The organism is Hahella sp. KA22, assembly GCF_004135205.1.
Taxonomy (GTDB): domain Bacteria; phylum Pseudomonadota; class Gammaproteobacteria; order Pseudomonadales; family Oleiphilaceae; genus Hahella.
This window is the reverse complement of sequence record NZ_CP035490.1, coordinates 5,400,372-5,420,726: the sequence shown is the minus strand read 5'-3', so window position 1 is coordinate 5,420,726 and position 20,355 is coordinate 5,400,372. Positions and strand designations below refer to the sequence as shown.

The window sequence follows — 20,355 nt, the reverse complement described above, 5'->3', positions numbered from 1 at the left end:
CAGGCCTTACTTCCTCACGCCGCCATACCGTTATTCTGATCTGTCGCGATGATTGCGCCGCCATTGGTCGGCGGCTTGGGCATATCCCAGGCCCAGTCGCGGATGCCGCTGGGGGCGGGAATCATATCTATGCAGTCTACAGGGCAGGGATCGACGCACAGGTCACACCCCGTGCATTCGCTGACGATCACTGTGTGCATCTGTTTGGCGGCGCCGAGAATGGCGTCCACCGGACAGGCCTGTATGCATTTGGTGCAGCCGATGCATTCATCTTCGCGAATATAGGCCACCTGTTTGCCCTTGCTTTCACCGTGTTCGGAATCCAGCGGTACGGCCTCCACATCCAGCAGGTCCGCCAGGGCTGTGATGGTGGCTTCCCCGCCGGGAGGGCATTTATTGATACCGTCGCCATTGGCGATGGCTTCCGCATAAGGGCGGCAGCCCGGGTAACCACACTGTCCGCACTGGGTTTGCGGTAACAAGCCGTCGATCTGGTCGACAATGGGATTGCCTTCCACTTTGAATTTGACGGAGGCGAAGCCAAGCACGGCTCCGAAGGTAAGCGCCAGCGCGGAGAGCGCCAATACGGCTATGACGACAATACTCATCTGCGGAAGGCCTCTAGATATTAACCAGGCCGGTGAAGCCCAGGAACGCCAGCGACATCAGGCCAGCGGTGATCATCCCGATGGCTCCGCCCTTGAACGGTTCCGGCACATCGGCGGCGGCGATACGTTCACGCATGGCGGAAAACAGCGTCAGCACGAGGGAGAAACCGACAGCGGCGCCGAACCCGTACAGGATCGACTCCATGAAATCATTTTGCTTTTTGATGTTTAACAGCGCGACGCCAAGCACGGCGCAGTTGGTAGTGATCAGCGGCAGAAAAATGCCCAGAACGCGATAAAGCAAGGGGCTGGTTTTTTTGATCACCATTTCCGTGAACTGGACGACAACTGCGATCACCAGAATGAACGTGATGGTTTTCAGAAACTCCATACCAAGCGGCGCCAGCAGGTATTCGTACGCCAGATAGCTGCACAGTGAGGAAAGCGTCAACACGAAGGTGGTGGCCAGGGACATGCCCATGGCGGTTTCCAGCTTGTTGGACACGCCCATGAAAGGGCACAAGCCCAGGAATTGGACCAGTACGAAGTTGTTGACCAGTATAGTGCTCACCAGTATCAACAGGTATTCAGTCATCAGCGCCTCTTATTCAGGATCTTCACCAGCTTTATCCTAATGCTATCCAACGCGTCGCTTATGGAAGCCCGCCGCGCAACAGATCGCCAGCTCCCGGAATTCCCTGACTCTGGCGGTTATTATCTGGTTGTGTCGCCGTGCGTTCAAGGCTGCGCCGGTCGCCCTTGCGCGGATTTAGCGCAAATTTGAGCTGGCGCAGCAAAACGGCGCCTGAAAGCGCCGTTGTGTCGGTTATTTAACCTGCATGCCCGGCTGCGCGCCGCTGTCCGGCTGCAACAACCAGATGTCTTTGCCGCCGGGACCCGCCGCCAGCACCATGCCTTCGGACATGCCGAACTTCATCTTGCGCGGCTCCAGGTTGGCGACCATGACAGTCAAGCGACCCACCAGGTCTTCCGGCGCATAGGCGGATTTGATGCCGGCGAATACCTGGCGCTGTTCACTGCCGATATCCAGTTGCAGGCGCAGCAGTTTATCGGCGCCTTCTACATGCTCTGCGGAGACGATTTTGGCGATGCGCAGGTCGATCTTGGCGAAGTCGTCGAACTTGATCGTTGGCGCAATCTCCTGTTCGGATTTCGCCTCTTTCTTGTCCTTTTTCGCTTTGCCGTTGTCTTTGGGCGCCTGGTCCATGTTGTCTTTGGAGGCTTCCACCATGGCGTCCACGGCTTTGGGATCAACCCGGGAGATCATTGGTTTGAACTCATTGACGGCATGGTCGGTCAGCGGCTGCAGTGGCTTGTTCCAGACGATGGGCGCGTTCAGGAATTCTGCGGAAGCCGCGGCGACGCCTGGCAGCACTGGGGCCAAATAGGTGATCAGGATACGGAACAGGTTTACGCCAACAGAGCAGACGTCCAACACTTCCTGTTCTTTGCCTTCTTCCTTCGCCAGTTTCCAGGGCGCTTTTTCATCGATGTACTTATTGGCGAGGTCGGCCAGCGCCATGATTTCCCTGACGGCTTTGCCAAATTCGCGATCTTCGTAGGCCTGGGCGATAAAGTCGGATTTGGACAGGAACTGTTCAACCAATTCAGGCTCGCTGATCTGAGACGACAGTTTGCCTCCCGCCTTGGTGATGAACTTGGCGCAACGGCTGGCGATATTGACCAGCTTGCCAACCAGATCGGCGTTTACTTTCAGCGTGAAGTCCTGCAGGTTCAGGTCCAGATCGTCCACGTTGGAGGTCAACTTGGCGGCGAAGTAATAACGCAGGTACTCTGGATTCAGATGCTCCAGAAACGTCCGCGCCATGATAAAGGTGCCGCGGGACTTGGACATTTTTGCCCCATCCACAGTCACAAAACCATGCGCATAAACGGCGCTGGGCGTTCTGAAGTCCGCGCAGCTCAGCATGGACGGCCAGAACAGTGCGTGGAAGTTGATGATGTCCTTGCCGATGAAGTGATACAGCTCGGCGGTGGAGTCTTTCTTCCAGTATTCGTCGAAGTCCAGATCTGCGCGACGCGCGCATAGATTCTTGAAGCTCGCCATGTAACCAATTGGCGCGTCCAGCCAGACGTAGAAGAACTTGCCGGGTTGATCTGGAATTTCGAAGCCGAAATAAGGGGCGTCGCGTGAGATATCCCACTCCTGCAGGCCTGCGTCCAGCCACTCCGCCAGTTTGTTGGCGATCTGTGGTTGCAGGGTTCCGCTACGGGTCCACTTCTGCAGGAATTCCTGGAAGTCGGGCAGTTTGAAGAAGAAGTGCGTGGACTCTTTTTCAATGGGCGTCGCGCCGGAAATGGCGGAGCGGGGGTTGATCAGCTCGGCGGGCGTATAAGTGCTGCTGCATACCTCACAGTTATCGCCGTACTGGTCTTCCGCTTTACACTTAGGACAGGTTCCTTTGATGAAACGGTCCGCCAGGAACAGGTTCTTTTCCGGGTCGTAGGCCTGGGTGATGGTGCGCGTAGCGATTTTACCCGCGTCCACACAGGCTTTGTAAATATAGGATGACAGCTCCCGGTTTTCTTCCGAGTGCGTGGAGTAGTAATTGTCGAACTCGATCAGAAACTCAGCGAAGTCGCGACGATGGTCTGCGTTCACTTGGTCGATCAGTTGCTCCGGAGTAATGCCCATCTGCTCGGCTTTAAGCATGATCGCTGTGCCGTGCGCGTCGTCGGCGCAGACATAGGTGCATTGATGGCCGCGAAGCTTCTGGAATCTTACCCAGATATCAGTCTGGATATATTCCAGCAGGTGCCCAAGGTGAATAGGGCCGTTCGCGTACGGTAAAGCGCTTGTGACGAGAATTTTTCTAGGCTCTCCGGACATAATTCTTTCCGTTATTACTCATATAAGGCTTGTCGCCAAGCCATGGACAATAGCCGTCGACGCTGGTGCGTCGGCGATGGTGACAAAACGCGGGACGGATGTCGTCATCAGGATTCCCGCGAGGGGCGCATATGATACCGTTTGAAAGCCTGATTTTCATCCTGCCGGGCGCGATTAAATTGAATAAAACCATACTGATTCAGTATAGTATTGCCCCATCTTTCCTCTATATATCCCACCTTTTCCGGAGAACAGAATGAGCAGCATTGACAGATCTGCAGTGGAAGCCGCCATAAAGGGCTATAAGGACCCCTATCTGAAGGAAGATCTTTTCGCTATCGAAGCGATAAAGTCGCTGGATATTCAAGGGGATACCGTCAAGCTGGAGGTGGAGCTGGGCTATCCGGCGGCGGGCGTCGCCGGCGGGTTGAAGCAGATCGTCGGTTTGGCGATTGAGGATGTGGATGGCGTTGAGCGCGCAGAGGTTAACGTCAGCTGGAAAATCCTGCCGCATCAGGCGCAGCGCAATCTGCAAAGCATTAAAGATGTGAAGAACATTATCGCTGTCGCTTCCGGCAAAGGCGGCGTGGGGAAATCCACCACCGCCGTGAATCTGGCGTTGGCGCTGCAGAAAGAGGGCGCCAGGGTGGGCGTGCTGGATGCAGATATATACGGCCCCAGCCAGGGCATGATGCTGGGCGTGGCCGACGGGTCCCGTCCGGATGTGCAGGACGGGCAATTCTTTATCCCTATTCGCGCTCATGGCATGCAGGTGATGTCCATGGCGTTTCTGGTGACGGAGAAAACGCCGATGGTGTGGCGCGGCCCCATGGTCAGCGGCGCGCTTCTGCAATTGCTGACGCAAAGCCTGTGGGAAGATCTGGATTATCTGGTTGTGGATATGCCCCCCGGCACCGGCGACATTCAGCTCACGCTGGCGCAAAAAGTGCCGGTGACCGGCGCCGTCATTGTGACCACGCCGCAGGACATCGCGCTGCTGGATTGCAAGAAGGGCATTGAGATGTTTCGTAAAGTGGATATTCCGGTGCTGGGCGTTGTAGAAAACATGAGCATTCATATCTGCAGCAACTGCGGTCACCACGAGCCCCTGTTTGGCGCAGGCGGCGGTGAGCGCGTCTCGGAAGAGTACGATACGGAGCTGCTGGGGCAACTGCCTTTGCATATGACCATCCGAGAGCAAACGGATTCAGGATCGCCGACAGTAGCGGCGGAGCCTGACTCCGAAGTCGGCCTGATTTATCGGGATATTGCGCGCAAGCTGGGGGCGATATTGTCGCAGCGGGCCAAGAACCAGGCGCAAATGTTTCCAGAAATCATTATCAAATCGGACTGATGTCCCGTTAATAGTTGATATAGCGCGCTGTTCCGGCATGGGGCCTTTGTCTAAAACCGGCTATCCATGTATGATTGCGCGCTTATCGATCAACCAGTGCAGAATGAGTAAGAGATATGGCGATTAAGTCGGATAAGTGGATTCGTAAAATGTCCCTGGAGCATGGCATGATCGAGCCGTACGAAGGGAGCCAGGTGCGCGAGTCGGAGAATGGCAAGATCATTTCCTACGGCGTTTCCAGTTATGGCTACGATGTCCGCTGCAGTAACGAATTTAAAATTTTCACCAATGTCCATTCTGTCACCGTTGATCCCAAGGCCTTTGATTCGAAGAGTTTTGTGGATTTCGTCGGGGACGTGTGCATTATTCCTCCCAATTCTTTCGCCCTGGCGCGCACAGTCGAATACTTCCGTATTCCCCGCAATGTGCTGACCGTTTGTCTGGGCAAATCAACATACGCCCGTTGCGGCATTATTGTTAACGTCACTCCGCTGGAGCCGGAGTGGGAAGGGCACGTGACTTTGGAGTTCTCCAACACGACCAATCTGCCCGCGAAGATCTACGCCAACGAAGGTGTGGCGCAGATGCTGTTTTTTGAGTCTGATGAAGTGTGCGACGTCAGCTACAAGGACCGCGGCGGCAAATATCAGGGGCAAGTCGGCGTTACTCTGCCGAAAGCCTGATCTGATTCCTTTGAGGCAGATGACGTAACGGATACACACCGTTCCGTCGTCTGTGGTGTTGGTGAATATCTGAATAACCGGTTCGCAATATGGCGCAAGAGGGTGTCATTAAATTTGATCTGCGGCACACGCAGCAACCGCTGCCTGAGCAATTGGATCTTAGCGAGCTGGAAGCCTGGCGAGGCGTGCTGTTTGAACATGGCCTGATTGGGCAAGACCCTTTCCGGTATGATGGCCTGGGCTATGGCAACATCAGTATGCGGGCCGATCCAGGGGGCGCCTTTATCGTCACGGGAAGCCAGACAGGAGGCTCCTCTCATCTCGAAGCGAACCAGTATGCGCTGGTGATGGATGCTGAGGTGGGCGCCAATCGCCTGACGTCACTCGGTGAAATCAAGCCTTCCTCAGAATCTCTGACCCATGCGTTGTTATATGCGCTTGACCCCGAGATCAAGGCGGTGGCGCACGTGCATTCGCCGGAAATCTGGCATAACGCAGCGGCTCTTGGTCTGACGACCACGCCGGAAAGTGCGGAGTACGGCAGTATGGATCTGGTCGACGCCATTAAGGCATTGTGGCGTGACGGCAAGCTGAAGACACCAGGCGTTTTCGTCATGCTGGGGCATCAGGATGGCGTAGTGGCGTTCGGGTCCTCGTTGAGAGCGGCGACCGGCATTATTTTGAACGCCCATCACCAAGCTATATTTGGTGTTCCAACCTCACCCGGCGGCGACCGCCGTCTTTGATTTCCCTTATACTGGAGCCGAAGCATTCGGCCCATTCATTTAACTCTGACTAACTATCCCCGTTAAGGAGACTCCTGGTGGCGTCTTTAAAGCATTTTAAAAAACTCGAAAGTCTGCGTGGCTGGCGGCAAGTGGTATTTGTCTTATCTCTGGCGGAGCGGGCGACCCCGAACCTGAAGTTGTTCGTCGAGTCTCAGGAGTTGACGCTGTCCCGTGAAGTGAAAGGGGCTCTGGGCGCACTCTGGAAAACGGTGCAGGAAAACGCGAAGCTGCAAACTTTGCCCTATGTGGAAAAGCTGGAAGAGTTTCTCGATCAACTTGGCGACATTGACGCCTATGGCGCGCGCCCAGCGTCTGACTGGGCGCAACTGCTCTTGCTGGGGCTGCAATTGTGGGATGATGACAAAAGCAAAAAGGCGCGCGAAGCTTCTGAAATCTCTTTCCGCACAGTGACGGATTTTGTTGAGTTTTCCGAAGGCGAGGGGCTTTCCGACGACGATCTGGTGGCCTTGTGGGATAAACACCCCTTGGTGAAGGATGAATTGGCGTTTCACGATGAGCTGTACGCCAAACTACAGGAACTGCGCGCGCCTACCGCTGAGGGGCTGGCGGAGATACGTAAGCTCAGTCGCCAGGGTGGAGTGAGTAACATTGGCATATCTCTGGATGGATAGACGCAGTCAGCAGGCGCATCCGTAAAAATACAATTGTCTGCATTCAGCTAAAAATTGTAGTCTCTGACGCTCCCCGTGGAGGTTCTCCGCGGGAAAAAGCCTTAAACTAAAACTAGCCGGCGAAGTTTTCCGGTCGTCGGACGCCATTAAAATAATGAGTCGAGCGTAAGGGGAGTGTCATGTTGTTATCGGAATTTGGAACCAAGTTTACCAGGGAAGCTGGCATCAATTCGTTAATGGAGGATTTGGGGAACGCCCTTGCCGGAGGCGACATGATCATGATGGGGGGCGGCAACCCTGGCAATATCCCCGAAGTTCAAGCCGCGTTTCAAGACCAGTTAGCGCGCATCAGCGCTGACGCAGACGAATTCCGTAAGTTAACAGGCATCTATGACCCGCCTCAGGGCGAGAAGCAATTTATCTCCGCTCTGGCCGAGTTGCTGAGCCGGGAATACGGTTGGCCGATTAAACCGGAAAACATCGCCCTGACCAATGGCAGCCAGTCCGCCTTTTTTATTCTCTTCAACATGTTCGCCGGTCGCTATCCCGATGGCGGGCATAAGCGCATCATGCTGCCGATGACGCCAGAGTACATTGGCTATGCGGACGCTGGGCTCAGCGAAGATTTCTTTATCTCATCCAAGCCGACCATCGAAATGCTGGATGAGCATACTTTTAAATACCACGTTGATTTTGACCATCTCAATATTGATGAGAACGTCGGTGCGATGTGCGTATCCCGTCCGACCAACCCTACGGGCAACGTACTGACCGACAATGAAATGGCGCGCTTGATCGCTATGGCGAAAGAGCATGACGTGCCGCTAATTGTTGACGGCGCCTATGGCCTGCCGTTCCCTGACTTGGTGTACATCGACGCCAAACCTGTTTGGGATGAGCATTTGATTCTGTGTTTGAGTCTGTCCAAGCTTGGCTTGCCGGCGGTGAGAACGGGAATCGTGATAGCCCAGCCGGAAATCATCAAAGCTGTAGCGTCGGTTAATGCGATCGTTAATCTGGCTCCGGGCAGCTTCGGCGCCATGTTGACTAAAGACTTTGTCCGCAGTGGCGAAATTCTGCGAATCAGTCGTGAAGTGGTTAAGCCATGCTACCAGGCCAAGGCGGAGAAGGCGGTGGCGACGCTGCATCGAGAGTTGGATGGCTTGCCATTTGCGTTGCACAAAGCGGAGGGGGCTATGTTCCTGTGGCTATGGCTGCGCGATTTCCCGCTTTCCAGTCATGAGCTGTACCAGCGCCTGAAACAAAAAGGCGTGTTGGTGGTGTCTGGTCACTATTTCTTCCCGGGATTACAGGAAGAGTGGGAGCATACTCATGAGTGCCTGCGAATTACTTATTCGCAGGACGAAGAGCTGGTGGAGAAGGGCTTGAAGATTATGGCGGAAGAGATTCGTCGCCTTTACGCTGAAAAGTCCTGATTGATGAAATCCGTGCTGGCCGAACGCTTTCGCCCGGCACGGATGAATAATAAAGAGTGTTGCTTCAGGGTTTGATGACCCTGTCGCCCACTTTGGCCTTTTCCAGATAGATTTCGTACTTCTCTCCATCCGGTTCAATCTGCACCATTTGCACCAGCAGGTAATTCCAGTCCTTAGCGAACCAGAGGCGGGTTTGGCGGTCGCTGTCCGGCTTGCGAACTTTTTCCACGACGATGCAGTCAATTTTCCCCAGGCGGGTATCCAGCTTTTCTTCGCCGATCACACTGAAGACGAACTCCTTGAGATGTCCGCCATCTGCGACCTTATAAGTCAGGTCGGTTATTCCTTTCGCCAAGTCCAGACGTAGCTGTAACTGGTAGCTGAGCTTGTCCAGTGTCTGCTCTGGAATGGTCATGCTCCATGGCTTGTTCTCAACATTGTTGCGAACGGACATCTTAGTCCAGTCGAAGTCCACGGTAGCTTTCTTGTCCTTGACCCAGCCGCTCCGTTCATAGGAGTAGTTGGTGGGGCGGATGTAGTCGTTAACCCATTGGAAATTAACGCGTTCGTTAATATCCACGATGAACGAGTTAACATCGAAATTGTACGACCAGGAGCCATCCTCAAGCTGTTTCAACTCCCTGACGGCGGTGCCGCGAATGGGAATGCCTTTCTTATAGGAAGCCTTATATTCCGCCTTGGTGGGGATTAACTCCTGATTTGCGTAGGCCTGACTCGGCGCTGTTACTGCAGAGGCCGCTACCAAAAATAACGAACATGCAACAGGAAGCCTTAGTGTATCTGCGAGCGCCCTGAGGTGTCCCCGCATATATGGTTCTCCGTTGTTTAACTGACAGATCAACATTAAGCGCTCAGGCGCCTGGGATCAAGCGTCCCCAGGCGTTATCGCATTGCTGATTTGTAATCCGGCGGGAGGAAGTTCGGCGTCATCCAGACAGGCGCGTTCGTCGCGCATGACCAGTCTGCCTTCGCAGAACCAGCGCACTGCTTGTGGATAGATAAGGTGTTCCTGTAACTGCACGCGATCCGCCAGGCGCTTGGAATCGTCGCCGGGAAGAATGGGAACAACCGCCTGGATAATGTTGGGGCCGCCGTCCAGCTCCTCCGTTACAAAGTGCACGGTGGCTCCGTGTGTGGAATCGCCAGCGTCCAGCGCTCTCTGGTGTGTGTTGAGTCCTTGATATTTGGGCAGCAGTGAAGGGTGTATGTTGAGCATGCGGCCATGATAATGGCGCACGAACTCGACTGTAAGAATACGCATGAAGCCCGCCAGCACCACCAGATCGGGAGCGTGGCGATCTATCTCCATCATCAACGCCTGGTCAAAATCAGTGCGGGTTTCGAACTGTTTATGGTCGACCACTGTCGTGGGAACGCCCGCCTTGGCGGCGCGCTCAAGGCCGTAGGCGCCCCCTTTATTGCTGATGACACTGACAATCTCGCCGTGAACGGTATCTGCGATGACGGCGTCCAGCAGCGCTTGCAAATTGCTGCCGGAACCGGAAATTAAAACGACGATTCGCCGCGGCGCGGATTCAGTTGCAATAGTCACGCTTAGTCAACCAGACCTTTCATTTCGACGACAGGTTCTTCTTCCGTGTGAGCTTCAATGGTTCCCAGACGGAACACAGTTTCTCCCGCTGCGCTTAGCAATTCCTGTGCTTTTTCGGCGCTGTCCGCGGGTACGCAGACCACCATGCCGATGCCGCAGTTGAAAGTGCGGAACATTTCGTTCCAGGCGACATTGCCGTTTTCCTGCAACCAGCCGAACAGAGCAGGGATCTCGAAGGCGCTGACGTCGACCACCGCCTTTGAGTGTGCAGGCAGTACGCGTGGAAGGTTTTCCAGCAGGCCGCCGCCAGTGATATGGGAAAGCGCGTGGACAGGAGTCTGACGGATCAGCTCCAGCAACGGTTTAACGTAAATGCGAGTAGGCGCAAGCAGCGCTTCGCCCAGGGTGGCGTCGCCAAATGGTTGATTCAAATCTGCGCCGCTGACTTCCACAATCTTGCGCACCAGAGAGTAGCCGTTGGAGTGAACGCCGGAAGAGCCCAGTCCAAGCAGTACGTCGCCGGGTTTGACCAGACTGCCGTCGATAATTTTGGATTTTTCCACGATGCCAACGCAGAAGCCCGCCAAATCATAGTCGTCGCCTTCGTACATACCGGGCATTTCTGCAGTTTCGCCGCCGACCAGGGAGCAGCCTGCTTGACGGCAGCCTTCGCCGATGCCGGTGACGACGGTCGCCGCTACATCAACGGACAATTTGCCGGTGGCGTAGTAGTCCAGGAAAAACAAAGGCTCCGCGCCTTGTACGATCAGATCGTTGACGCACATAGCCACCAGGTCGATGCCGATGGTGTCGTGCTTATTCATTTGCATGGCCAGCCGCAGCTTGGTGCCCACGCCGTCGGTGCCGGAAACCAGGACCGGCTCCTGATAGCCTTTCGGCAGTTCGAACAGGGCGCCGAATCCGCCGAGTCCGGCCATCACTTCCGGACGGCGCGTCGCCTGTGCGGCGCCCTTGATGCGCTGCACCAGCGCATTGCCAGCGTCGATATCAACCCCAGCGTCACGATAACTTAAAGAAGGCTTGTCATTGGAAGCGGTCATAATAGGTGTCTGCCCTATAGCGTAGGTCCACGGAAAGGAGGCGTATTTTAACAGCCCAGTTCTCCCAGCGCCAATGCAGTAAACAATAAGTCGTAGCGGCTGTTCGACCAAGGTGTGGAGCCGCATTGAAGTTAATCGGCTTTAATAGTGGAGAAAAGTTAAATGGTGTATCCTTGCCTGTCGTGCTTAGGCTCCGTAAATCACCCGTCCGGCGATACTGTGGCGGAAGGGGCGAAAAGGGCGCTCCCGGGTAATGTCGTCGGGTCGTCCGTAGTTTGAAAAATACGGGAGGATGGCTTGAAACAGGCCTCTAGATTGTTGTTCCGGGCGATCGTCCTGAAACGCCGGATACTGTCGTTTTTATCTTTATTATTGCTGTGCGGTTATGCCCATGCCGTCGCGATCAGTGACATTTATGACGTGGAAGTACCTGTTTCCGGGCAGGACCCGAAAGAGCGCGCCGAGGCTGTTGAGAAAGGCGCAGGTATGGTCATGGATCGCGTCGCAGGTAACAGCGGATGGCGCAATGTATTGGACACGGCGGTGTTGGCGGAGCAGGCTCCGCGTCTGTTGGAAGAATACAGTTATGGTTACGCGGTGGTGGATTCAGGTTCCGGTCCGCGTCGTCTGCTTGTATTGAAAGCGCACTATTCCGCACAAGGGTTTGAGAACCTGCTTAGTCAGTACAAAGTCCCCGTGTGGGGGCGTAATCGACCGCAGGTATTGGTATGGATGGCGGTGGAAGGCGATCGTGGACGCGAAATCCTGGGCGAAGGCGCTTCGCATCACTTGGTGGCTGCGGTGAAGTATTCTGGGCAGCGTTGGGGGGTGCCTCTATTGTTGCCGCTGATGGATCTGCAGGATGCGTCCAGTCTGAATACTTCGGATTTATGGGGCTTTTTTGCGGAGCCTGTTGAAGCGTCCTCCACGCGTTACAGTCATGACTCAATCCTGATGGTGCGCGCTTACCCAAGGAGTGGTCGTTGGAGCGGTTTGTGGCAGTTGCGCGTCAGCGGCCAGAAAATCGCGGAAGAGAGTGTCGAAGCAGACACGGTCAGCGCCATGGCGGATAAGATGATGGAGTCCGTCGCGCTGTCGCTGGCTCATAAGTATGCGGTTAATCTGGGGGCGGACGCCCAGGGCGATGAAGTGACAGTGGAAGTGTCGAATGTTACGGACTTCCGCGCTTATGCGGATATTCTCAAGTATATGCGCCAACTGGCGCCAGTGAAGAAAGCGGAACCTGTGTATGTCGGCGAAGACATCGTACGTTTTCAATTGAAGCTGAATGGTTACCCTGAACAGCTGGCGGAGCATCTGGCGCTGCAACCGAGACTGCGTCCTGAGTTAGGTCCATCCACGCAGGAAGAGGTCGGTCGCAGACTCTATTATTCGTGGGCGGGCGATCGCTAGGCAGACTAGAGACCGCGGCGTCTCCCTGGCCGTGGTCCCTTGGGTCAAGACTGCATCTGAGCAATATTGAATTGGCGCAACGCCCGTACGCCGGGCCGTCACACGGAATGACGACACAACAAGTTTCCGGATAACTTCAGATTTTTTTATGGCCGGAGGAAAGCAGGATTTGCGATTAGAGTGGCGACATATTCCTAATGTCATAACCGTGTTGCGCATTTTCCTGGTGGGGCCGATCGCGTATTGCCTGGCCCGTGAGCTATATCGGGAAGCTATGTGGCTGTTTTTTGTCGCAGGCGTCTCCGATGCGTTGGATGGCTTTCTGGCGCGGGCTTGTAAATGGTCGAGTCGTTTCGGCGCCGTGACTGACCCGTTGGCGGATAAAGCTTTGCTGGTCACGGTGTTTATCGTGCTGACTTACAATCAGGTTCTACCACTTTGGTTGACCTTGTTGGTCTTCGCGCGGGATGTGATCATAGTGGCGGGAGCGTTCACCTACCACAAACTGGTCGGCGCCTATAAAATGCAGCCCTCGCTGTGGGGCAAGCTCAGTACGCTGAGCCAGATTACCTTTATCCTTGCGGTGATTTTGAATCTCGCGGGAATAGCCATGCCTCCATGGGCTCTTGAGGGCGGAGTCTGGGTTGTCGCGCTGACCAGTTGCATCAGCGGCGCGCACTACGTGATTCTGTGGGGAGGCAGATTTTATCGCGCTCGCAACGGACTGGCCAAGTGAAGGCGCTTTAACTGCTTATTAGACTTTGCGTAGAAGATGCGGAAATCAGAAAACACACAAATGGCGCTGCGGCTGTCGAATGGCGAAAGCGCTACGCTGGAAAACTTTTTCGAGCCTCCCTCCGGCGTTGTGGTGCAGTCCATTCAACGCTTTCTCACTGCGTCTGAAGATACTGTGTTTTCCATCTGCGGCGCTTCCGCTCAAGGTAAAACCCACCTTCTGATGGCCGCTTGCAACGGCTTCCATAACGCGAAATGCTTTTATCTGTCTTTGCGTGAGTACGCGGACTTTGGCGTGGATGTGCTGGCCGGGTTGGAGTCTTTCGATGTGCTGTGTTTCGATGACATTGACGCCGTCGCCGGGCAGCCGGAGTGGGAAGAGGCGTTGTTCCACCTGTTCAATCGTTGTCGCGATCGCGGTTGCAAGTGGCTGATCACGTCGGCGGAAGCGCCTTCCCAAACCCCATTTTCACTGCCAGACCTAAAGACCCGTCTGGCCTGGGGAGAGTGCGTGCGCCTTCCCGAACTGGACGAGGTGCAGCGCATCAACGTTCTGGATATCAAGGCGGCCAATATTGGCTTTCGTCTTTCCGATGAAGTTAAGCAGTACATAATGCGCCGCGCCCCACGGGATCTAAGCTCGCTTTCCCTGATTCTGGAGCGTCTGGACAAGGCCTCCCTGGTGGAAAAGCGCCCCATAACCGTGCCCTTCGTCAAATCTGTGATGAATTGGTGACCCTTCTAGTCCTTAAAGTCTAACTTTTTGCCTGTTTGGCTGGCAAAATCCCCCCTGATCAGTAAGAATTTTCAGGATATAAAAATAAGCGGGGGGATTATGCGCAGAGTGGTCTTTAATCAAAAAGGCGGAGTGGGTAAATCCAGCATTGTCTGCAATCTGGCCGCCATCAGCGCCGCGCAGGGCTCCAAGACCTTGGTCGTGGATCTGGACCCGCAAGGCAATTCAAGTCTTTATCTGCTGAGCCGCAATGTCGTGGAATTGAAGGACACCGTGGCGGACTTCTTTGAGCAGACTATGGCTTTCAATCTATTCAATAAAAAGGTGGACGACTTCATTCACGCCACCCGCTATCCCAACCTGTTTGTCATGCCCGCCAGTCCCGAGCTGGAGTTTCTGGAGCGTAAGCTGGAGGCGCGGCACAAGATTTATAAGCTGCGTGATGCGCTGGTGAAGTTGGGGGATGTCTTCGACCGAATCTATATTGATACCGCTCCAGCCTTGAATTTTTACACCCGATCGGCGTTAATCGCCGCCCAGCGCTGCCTGATTCCGTTTGATTGCGATGATTTCTCCCGGCAGGCCTTGTATTCCATTCTTGGGGAAATCCAGGATTTGCAGGAAGATCACAACAAAGACCTGAAGGTAGAGGGGATTGTCGCCAATCAGTTTCAGCCGCGAGCGAATCTACCGACGCAGATTATTGAATCCATGAAGGAAGAAGGTTTGCCGGTATTGCCGGTGCGCCTGAACGCTTCTGTGAAGATGAAGGAGTCTCATCAGGCGCATGAGCCTCTGATACATTTCGCTCCTAAGCATCCGCTGACGCAGCAGTTTCAGGAATTGCACACGATGCTTCAGGGAGCGTCTGTTTTGTCCGAGGCTTGATTGGCGCGTGTCAGGGCATTCATTTTTTCGAGTACGTAATTGTTGTAAGAGTGGGCAGTAGTGAAAGATCAAGTATATGTAGAGTTGGCGGATGTCCTGTTGGGGTTGGAATTGGAGCTCCGAAATTTAGGTCTGTGGCGGGAAGATCAGCCTCATGAGGAGGCCCTCGCCAGTGTGACGCCATTTTGCGCAGACACGCTGGAGTTCCATGAGTGGCTGCAATTTATATTCATTGAGCGCATGAAAGTGATTGTGGAGTATCGTGCGCCCATGCCGCCTATGCGCAGCGGAATCGAGCCGGCGGCGGAAATGGCGTATCAAGGACAACTGGGTAAAGTGAGCAGACTTTTAGTCTCATTGCGCAAGGTGGACGAAGCCGTCAACAACGCGCGGGATGTCTTGTCTGGCGGCCAGGGATTCAGTCGGAACTAAGCAAGTCGTGCACGTGATTCCGTACCTGGGGAATCACCTCTCCTTCGAACCAGGGACGCTGCTTCAGCCACAGGGTGTTGCGAGGTGAGGGGTGCGGCAGCGGGATCAGTCGGGGATACCAGTCGCGCCAGTGTTTAACGTTTTCCGACAGGCTCTTGTAGGCGTTTGGCAGGTAAGCTTGTTGCGCATATAGCCCCACCAGTAGAAACATCTCCAGACGAGGCAGTTGCGTCAGGATTTTCTGGTGCCAGTGCTCGTAACACTCTTTTCGCGGAGGGAGGTCGCCGCTGCGGCCTTTCCCGGGATAGCAAAAACCCATCGGCATGATGGCTATCTGGTTCGTATCGTAAAAAGTCTCTTTGTCCAGGCCCAGCCAGGTACGCAGTCTTTCGCCGCTGGGGTCGTTCCAGGGAATGCCTGTAGCGTGTACGCGAGTCCCTGGCGCCTGGCCGATGATCATCAGGCGGGCGGCTGCGCCTACTTTCACTACAGGGTTGGGCTCCAAGTGCTGCTCACACAGGCGGCATGCGCGAACATCCTGCAATAGCCGGCTTAGGTCGTTGTCGTTATCTGTTATGTTTATCCGTCTTTGCGTCATCGTCTCGCTGAGATAGTGGTTTCGGTGTCAGCGACCCCGATTCATCCATGTAACGAAGACTGTTCCTGGACAGGGTTGCGCGTACTTACTCGTTGGTCGGTTCAGGTTGTTCCTATCAGAACTTCTACACCCTGATCAGCGTATATCTGCTTGATTTTCATTAGGTCGTCCAGCAGGGATTCCGATGGGAATATTTTGCCGAGAATGCGTCCGCGCTTACGTTTGCTGTCCGACATCATCAGGATGATCGGCGCGCCGGCTGCTTTGGCGATATGCCAGAATCCGGTGCGTATAGGTTTGCGTTCTTCCTTCATTTTGTTGCGTGTGGCCTCTGGCGCGATGGCCAGGGTAAAGGTGGCGCGCTTGGCGAATTCCTGGCGCATTTGATCGACAAGATTGGTTTTGGAGCTTCTGTCTACGGGTATACAGCCGAACTTGGACAGGAACCAGGAGAAAGGCCACACAAACAAATCCTTTTTGACCAGCGTGTGCAGCTTGCGGCGATAAATCCAAAACAGCGCCAGGATGCGCACCCCATCCATGTTTGTGGTGTGAGGAAAGCCGATAACTACTTGCTTATCTTCCCACAGCTCTGGTTTCTCGTCATAAGTCCAGCCGCTGAATTTGAAAAGAAGTTTTGAAAGCAGGTACAACATTGCTGTTATTTCCGGGTAAAAATGGTGTGGATCTGAGCCACTTTTAAGGTTTCAGCCCGCTATTGTAACTCACAACCGCCGGAGCGGGTACTTAAGGAACCTCTGAAAACTTTTGACGCAGCAATGGCAACGCAGCCAGTTTTTCAGAGGTTCCTTAAGCCCATAGTCGCCTGACTTTGATAAATGGAGCCGTTCTCTCCCTGTATGCTTTGGTAGAGTTCAACGGCTTGTACGTCAAACTGGAGCGGAGCGATCAGGTCGGCTCGCAAATCCAGGCGCTGACGTCGGGAGCGCCCTCTGGCCAGGGTGAGGTGAGGGCGAAAAGCGCGTTCGTCGACAGGTTCCCCAGCCTGGGTTATGTGGGACTTAATATGTTCATGCAGCGCCAGCAAACGATCGTTGGCTGTAATCTGCGCAGCCAGGTATCCCGCGCGCTGGATGCTGGGAAAGGGAGTGATGGCCTCGAATACGATAGAAAATGATGGGAAATTCAGCAGACTTTCACGGAGGTCTTCCACAAGGCGCTGTGCGACTTCCGGATCAAGATCGGCAAAGAAATGCAGTGTGATATGCAGTTGCTCTCTTGACTGCCAGCGATAGTGGCGCGACAGCTCCGGGTGCTGCGTTTGCAGACGCTCGATATCCATGAGCAGGCGCTCTTTGACGCTGGCGGGAGGGACCAGGGTGAAAAAGCATCTCATTGTGTTGGTATGGTCATTGGCGTTGTTTAAGTTGCTTCAGCAGGTCCCGCTTCTGCGCTGAAGAATAGCTGCTCCAGGCCAGTATTTCCTGCAGTGTGCGTTTACAGCCGCAACAGACGTCGTTCTCGTCCAGGCAACAGTTGCGGACGCAAGGATTGGCGGGCTCGCCGTTGGCGTCGGTTTGACTGGGCGCTTTGCTCGCGCCGCTCCACCAATCTTGCGGAGGCGATGATGGGGGCCAGCGTTTGGACATAAGCGACTCGCTTTGGCGGCTCGTCTCAGTTTAGTGGGAGGCCGATTTGGCCGCCTTCCGAGTTGAGTACGCCTTGTTTTAGGGCGTTAAAGAATTCGGGCAATTGATCGGAAGGCATGGGCAGGGAATACAGATGTCCCTGCACGTAACGAACGTTGTGATTGCGGAAGAAGGTTTCCTGTTCGGTTCTTTCTATGCCTTCCACAATGACACGCATATGCATGCGGCTGGCGATGCTGAGCAGGGTCTCAAGAATAGCGGCGTCATAATCGTCTCCCGGCACATTGCGGGTGAGGGCGCGGTCGATTTTTACCGCATCCACCGGTAGCCGGGCCAGATTAGACAGCGAGGAGAGGCCTGAGCCGAAGCTGTCGATAGTGATGTTGACGCCGATCTCTTTAAGTCTGCCGAGGATTTCCGCCGCCTCAGCGGGGTTGCTGACCAATACCTGTTCGCCAATCTCCAGGTTGAGGAAGGCGGGATTGACGCGTATTTCGGCGATGACTCGTTTCAGCGTATCCACCATCTGAGGATGATGCAGCTGGCGTGCGGAAATGTTGATCGCCACTTGCACATGGGAGCGGCTCATCGCTTGTATCGCTCGGCATTGCAGGCAGGCGTTGTAGAAGATCCATTCGCCCAGGGCGGGCAGTAATCCGGTTTGCTCGGCTACGGTGATGAATTCATGGGGCGCCAGCACGCCACGTTTAGGGTGACGCCAACGCAGCAAAGCTTCCAGTCCGACGATATGCTGGTTTTCCAGGTCGATCTGCGGTTGATAGTAGATATCGAACTGATGTCCGGAGATGGCGGCGCGCAGTTCCTGCTCCGTGTTGATCTGGTGCGTCAGCTCGTCGTTCATCTCCTTTTGATACATCTGAATATTGTTGCGACCGGCTTTCTTGGCCCGGTACATGGCCATATCGGCGTTTTTCAGCAACACGGAATATTCCACGCCATCCCGGGGCGATACAGTGACGCCGATACTGGTGGTGATCACCAGTTGCTGTCCCGGCAGTTCGACCGGCTTGGTAATGGCTTCCAGCAGGTTGCGACCCACCAGCTCGCAGTCTTCCGCTCCGTTTACCCGGTTCAAAAGGATGGCGAATTCATCGCCGCCAAGCCGCGCGATAGTGTCTTCCTCCCGCACGCAGGACGCCAGGCGACGGCAGATTTCTTGCAGTAGCGCATCGCCGGCGTCATGGCCCAGAGTGTCGTTGATGCGTTTGAAATGGTCTATATCCAGGCTGATCAGGCCAACGTCATGTTGGCGACGGGAGGCCTGCTTCAAGGCCTGGCGGCAGCGGTCTTCAAACAGGCGGCGATTGGCGGCGCCTGTCAGCACATCGTAATGGGCGAGGAAGTGCAGTTGATTCTGGGTTTCGCGAATGGTGGAGATGTCCTGGCCGATGATGATCGCCTGGGTCAGCTCTTCATCTACGTCCACCACGCGGTTGATGTTCCAGAGCATGACGTGGGAGCCGCCATCCGCTGCTGTCATTTCGCTTTCCAGGTTTTCCACCGGGACGCCGGTTTCCAGCACCTTGGTGATTTTCCAGGCGGTTTCATCCTGAAACGCCTTCGGCACGAAGCAGGTGATGTAATTCTTACCGTAGATGTCTTCCCGATGGTAACCGAACAGTCGACTGGCGGCGCCGTTCCATTGAACGATGCGGAAGTTCTTGTCCATGACGATGATAGGGCTTCCCGCTGTTTCAATAATGGCGCGGTAGCGACGGGTCGAGGTGCGAAATGAGCGTTCCGCCTGCTTGCGAATGTGCACCTCATCCTGCAGCTCCTGATTGATGGCTTCGAGTTCGTGGGTGCGTCGTTGCACCAGTTGCTCAATAGCGTCCTCCACCCGGGCGCGGTCGGCGGCGAGCGCAGACAGATAGAGGCTGAATATGGTCATCACCGCCACTTCGCTGTGAAACAGATTGAAGTGAGCGAGAGAGCCATATCCCGTATCGCCGTAGCCATAAGCCAGCAGCGCGGCCAGTCCTGACAGGCAGATTGCGAGCACACCGCCGAAACGGCCAAAGCGCAAGCTCGACCAGGCGAACAGAGGCAGAAGTAAAAACAAAGCCATGCCGCCGTTTTTGATCAGCAGCCCTCCCGCCATGAGGAGCAAGGCGATCCAGACCAACACTTCCCAGATCCGGGCGACAGCGAGGGTGTAGAATTCTTTCCTGCGACGCCATTGGGTGTAAACCGGGACCGTCAACAAAATGGGCATGCCAATGCTGTACAGAAGATACAACGTTGTTTGCAGCAGCACTTCTCCAGGCATCGCGCCGCCCACCAGTAATGCGATAGGCAGGCCGGCGGCCAGGGCGCTCAGAAACAGACTGGCCAGCAGATTCCATAAGCGGGTTTCCGAGTGGGGCGGAGCGACGTTTGTCTGCAACAGCAGATACAGGCGCTTAAATAAAATTGGTTGTGCGCAAAGCAGAGCACTGATGGCGATGATAAGGGGGAGTGCGGTAATCAGCGGATGAGACGTTTCCTGGAGCCATAACGCCAGCACGCCGGTAAACGTGGCGATGATAATAAGCGGCAGAGCGCGCAGCTCGTAACGGAAATAGGCGATGGCGCAAACGGCGGCGCTGGGCCAGATCCAGGGAAGAGATTCGACAGAAGTGAATAAACCAGCGGAAAGCGCACTGATGGCGGCGGCCACGCCAATAATAAGCAAAGTCCGCCATTCGCCGCGTCCCGACGGTGAGGGGGAGTCGTTGCTTATCAGGCCGTTGTCATCTGGCATGTTGTGTTAGGAACCGGATGCTGCTGTTCCCTGTGTCCCTGAGTCAGTTTTAGCGCGAATTTGCGACCGTATAAGGAAACTATAGTGTAATCAGACTGCTTCCGACGATATCACGACTGCAACGATATGTATCCTCATGTAACTGAGTGTAAAGGAATTTGCAGTGTGCCGT

21 protein-coding genes are annotated in these 20,355 nt (G+C 54.9%); 10 read left to right on the top strand and 11 right to left on the bottom strand.

Annotation, left to right across the window (positions count from 1 at the left end):
* Positions 1-14: 14 nt before the first annotated feature.
* The 3 genes from rsxB to metG form a co-directional block, all read right to left on the bottom strand.
* The gene (gene rsxB / locus EUZ85_RS23895; protein WP_127972660.1) at positions 15-608 is read right to left on the bottom strand and encodes an electron transport complex subunit RsxB; all 594 of its coding nucleotides are present in this window, start codon (positions 606-608) and stop codon (positions 15-17) included.
* Positions 609-621: 13 nt separating this feature from the next.
* The gene (gene rsxA, locus EUZ85_RS23890) at positions 622-1,203 is read right to left on the bottom strand and encodes an electron transport complex subunit RsxA (RefSeq protein WP_011395801.1); all 582 of its coding nucleotides are present in this window, start codon (positions 1,201-1,203) and stop codon (positions 622-624) included.
* Between the two features lie 231 nt (positions 1,204-1,434).
* Positions 1,435-3,480 (bottom strand): methionine--tRNA ligase, encoded by a 2,046-nt coding sequence (metG, locus tag EUZ85_RS23885; RefSeq protein WP_206617942.1) that lies wholly within the window; start codon positions 3,478-3,480, stop codon positions 1,435-1,437.
* A gap of 256 nt (positions 3,481-3,736) precedes the next feature.
* On the opposite strand from metG, the gene apbC reads away from it, so the two are divergent.
* The 5 genes from apbC to EUZ85_RS23860 all read left to right on the top strand — a co-directional run bounded on the left by apbC (position 3,737) and on the right by EUZ85_RS23860 (position 8,373).
* On the top strand, positions 3,737-4,834 hold the full coding sequence (apbC, locus tag EUZ85_RS23880) for an iron-sulfur cluster carrier protein ApbC (protein ID WP_127972656.1): 1,098 nt from the start codon (positions 3,737-3,739) through the stop codon (positions 4,832-4,834).
* 116 nt (positions 4,835-4,950) lie between these two features.
* Positions 4,951-5,517, top strand: a complete 567-nt coding sequence (dcd, locus tag EUZ85_RS23875) for a dCTP deaminase (RefSeq protein ID WP_127972654.1) — start codon at positions 4,951-4,953, stop codon at positions 5,515-5,517.
* 89 nt (positions 5,518-5,606) lie between these two features.
* Entirely contained in the window at positions 5,607-6,263 is a 657-nt protein-coding gene (locus tag EUZ85_RS23870; RefSeq protein WP_127972652.1) for a class II aldolase/adducin family protein, read from the top strand.
* A 77-nt stretch (positions 6,264-6,340) separates the two neighbouring features.
* The gene (locus EUZ85_RS23865) at positions 6,341-6,937 is read left to right on the top strand and encodes a YjaG family protein (RefSeq protein WP_164887341.1); all 597 of its coding nucleotides are present in this window, start codon (positions 6,341-6,343) and stop codon (positions 6,935-6,937) included.
* 179 nt (positions 6,938-7,116) lie between these two features.
* Entirely contained in the window at positions 7,117-8,373 is a 1,257-nt protein-coding gene (locus EUZ85_RS23860; protein ID WP_127972648.1) for a valine--pyruvate transaminase, read from the top strand.
* Between the two features lie 64 nt (positions 8,374-8,437).
* On the opposite strand, the gene EUZ85_RS23855 is transcribed toward EUZ85_RS23860, so the two are convergent.
* From EUZ85_RS23855 to purM, 3 genes are all read right to left on the bottom strand, one after another.
* Entirely contained in the window at positions 8,438-9,139 is a 702-nt protein-coding gene (locus EUZ85_RS23855; protein ID WP_241566846.1) for a DUF3108 domain-containing protein, read from the bottom strand.
* A 120-nt stretch (positions 9,140-9,259) separates the two neighbouring features.
* Complete coding sequence (gene purN, locus EUZ85_RS23850; protein ID WP_127972644.1) at positions 9,260-9,946, bottom strand: phosphoribosylglycinamide formyltransferase; 687 nt, start codon at positions 9,944-9,946, stop codon at positions 9,260-9,262.
* Positions 9,947-9,948: 2 nt separating this feature from the next.
* Positions 9,949-11,007, bottom strand: a complete 1,059-nt coding sequence (gene purM / locus EUZ85_RS23845) for a phosphoribosylformylglycinamidine cyclo-ligase (RefSeq protein WP_127972642.1) — start codon at positions 11,005-11,007, stop codon at positions 9,949-9,951.
* A 297-nt stretch (positions 11,008-11,304) separates the two neighbouring features.
* On the opposite strand from purM, the gene EUZ85_RS23840 reads away from it, so the two are divergent.
* The 5 genes from EUZ85_RS23840 (at position 11,305) to EUZ85_RS23820 (ending at position 15,211) form a co-directional block, all read left to right on the top strand.
* Positions 11,305-12,420 (top strand): DUF2066 domain-containing protein, encoded by a 1,116-nt coding sequence (locus EUZ85_RS23840; protein WP_164887340.1) that lies wholly within the window; start codon positions 11,305-11,307, stop codon positions 12,418-12,420.
* 148 nt (positions 12,421-12,568) lie between these two features.
* Complete coding sequence (locus tag EUZ85_RS23835) at positions 12,569-13,156, top strand: CDP-alcohol phosphatidyltransferase family protein (protein WP_164887339.1); 588 nt, start codon at positions 12,569-12,571, stop codon at positions 13,154-13,156.
* A gap of 36 nt (positions 13,157-13,192) precedes the next feature.
* Positions 13,193-13,891: a DnaA regulatory inactivator Hda gene (gene hda / locus EUZ85_RS23830; protein ID WP_127972636.1), complete on the top strand. Its 699-nt coding sequence runs from the start codon at positions 13,193-13,195 to the stop codon at positions 13,889-13,891.
* Positions 13,892-13,990: 99 nt separating this feature from the next.
* Positions 13,991-14,779: a ParA family protein gene (locus EUZ85_RS23825; RefSeq protein WP_127972634.1), complete on the top strand. Its 789-nt coding sequence runs from the start codon at positions 13,991-13,993 to the stop codon at positions 14,777-14,779.
* 60 nt (positions 14,780-14,839) lie between these two features.
* Positions 14,840-15,211, top strand: a complete 372-nt coding sequence (locus tag EUZ85_RS23820) for a YqcC family protein (protein WP_127972632.1) — start codon at positions 14,840-14,842, stop codon at positions 15,209-15,211.
* On the opposite strand, the gene EUZ85_RS23815 is transcribed toward EUZ85_RS23820, so the two are convergent.
* The 5 genes from EUZ85_RS23815 to EUZ85_RS23795 all read right to left on the bottom strand — a co-directional run bounded on the left by EUZ85_RS23815 (position 15,198) and on the right by EUZ85_RS23795 (position 20,183).
* Positions 15,198-15,809 carry a uracil-DNA glycosylase family protein gene (locus tag EUZ85_RS23815; RefSeq protein WP_127972630.1) on the bottom strand — a complete coding sequence of 204 codons (612 nt, stop codon included), beginning with the start codon at positions 15,807-15,809 and terminating at the stop codon, positions 15,198-15,200. The two genes, EUZ85_RS23820 and EUZ85_RS23815, sit on opposite strands and share 14 nt — an antisense overlap.
* A gap of 101 nt (positions 15,810-15,910) precedes the next feature.
* Positions 15,911-16,465, bottom strand: a complete 555-nt coding sequence (locus EUZ85_RS23810; protein WP_127972628.1) for a 1-acyl-sn-glycerol-3-phosphate acyltransferase — start codon at positions 16,463-16,465, stop codon at positions 15,911-15,913.
* 143 nt (positions 16,466-16,608) lie between these two features.
* Positions 16,609-17,166 carry an RNA 2',3'-cyclic phosphodiesterase gene (gene thpR, locus EUZ85_RS23805; protein WP_127972626.1) on the bottom strand — a complete coding sequence of 186 codons (558 nt, stop codon included), beginning with the start codon at positions 17,164-17,166 and terminating at the stop codon, positions 16,609-16,611.
* A gap of 13 nt (positions 17,167-17,179) precedes the next feature.
* Positions 17,180-17,419: a DUF1289 domain-containing protein gene (locus tag EUZ85_RS23800; protein WP_127972624.1), complete on the bottom strand. Its 240-nt coding sequence runs from the start codon at positions 17,417-17,419 to the stop codon at positions 17,180-17,182.
* A 25-nt stretch (positions 17,420-17,444) separates the two neighbouring features.
* On the bottom strand, positions 17,445-20,183 hold the full coding sequence (locus tag EUZ85_RS23795) for a bifunctional diguanylate cyclase/phosphodiesterase (RefSeq protein ID WP_127972622.1): 2,739 nt from the start codon (positions 20,181-20,183) through the stop codon (positions 17,445-17,447).
* Positions 20,184-20,355 lie beyond the last annotated feature (172 nt).

Bases quoted from the DNA above. Each gene is read 5' to 3' on its own strand.
- rsxB (WP_127972660.1), bottom strand. From the start codon at position 608: ATGAGTATTGTCGTCATAGCCGTATTGGCGCTCTCCGCGCTGGCGCTT.
- thpR (WP_127972626.1), bottom strand. From the start codon at position 17,166: ATGAGATGCTTTTTCACCCTGGTCCCTCCCGCCAGCGTCAAAGAGCGC.
- dcd (WP_127972654.1), top strand. From the start codon at position 4,951: ATGGCGATTAAGTCGGATAAGTGGATTCGTAAAATGTCCCTGGAGCAT.
- EUZ85_RS23870 (WP_127972652.1), top strand. From the start codon at position 5,607: ATGGCGCAAGAGGGTGTCATTAAATTTGATCTGCGGCACACGCAGCAA.
- apbC (WP_127972656.1), top strand. From the start codon at position 3,737: ATGAGCAGCATTGACAGATCTGCAGTGGAAGCCGCCATAAAGGGCTAT.
- EUZ85_RS23835 (WP_164887339.1), top strand. From the start codon at position 12,569: ATGGCCGGAGGAAAGCAGGATTTGCGATTAGAGTGGCGACATATTCCT.
- EUZ85_RS23795 (WP_127972622.1), bottom strand. From the start codon at position 20,183: ATGCCAGATGACAACGGCCTGATAAGCAACGACTCCCCCTCACCGTCG.
- EUZ85_RS23815 (WP_127972630.1), bottom strand. From the start codon at position 15,809: ATGACGCAAAGACGGATAAACATAACAGATAACGACAACGACCTAAGC.
- EUZ85_RS23810 (WP_127972628.1), bottom strand. From the start codon at position 16,465: ATGTTGTACCTGCTTTCAAAACTTCTTTTCAAATTCAGCGGCTGGACT.
- EUZ85_RS23860 (WP_127972648.1), top strand. From the start codon at position 7,117: ATGTTGTTATCGGAATTTGGAACCAAGTTTACCAGGGAAGCTGGCATC.
- EUZ85_RS23825 (WP_127972634.1), top strand. From the start codon at position 13,991: ATGCGCAGAGTGGTCTTTAATCAAAAAGGCGGAGTGGGTAAATCCAGC.
- rsxA (WP_011395801.1), bottom strand. From the start codon at position 1,203: ATGACTGAATACCTGTTGATACTGGTGAGCACTATACTGGTCAACAAC.
- metG (WP_206617942.1), bottom strand. From the start codon at position 3,480: ATGTCCGGAGAGCCTAGAAAAATTCTCGTCACAAGCGCTTTACCGTAC.
- purM (WP_127972642.1), bottom strand. From the start codon at position 11,007: ATGACCGCTTCCAATGACAAGCCTTCTTTAAGTTATCGTGACGCTGGG.
- EUZ85_RS23800 (WP_127972624.1), bottom strand. From the start codon at position 17,419: ATGTCCAAACGCTGGCCCCCATCATCGCCTCCGCAAGATTGGTGGAGC.
- hda (WP_127972636.1), top strand. From the start codon at position 13,193: ATGCGGAAATCAGAAAACACACAAATGGCGCTGCGGCTGTCGAATGGC.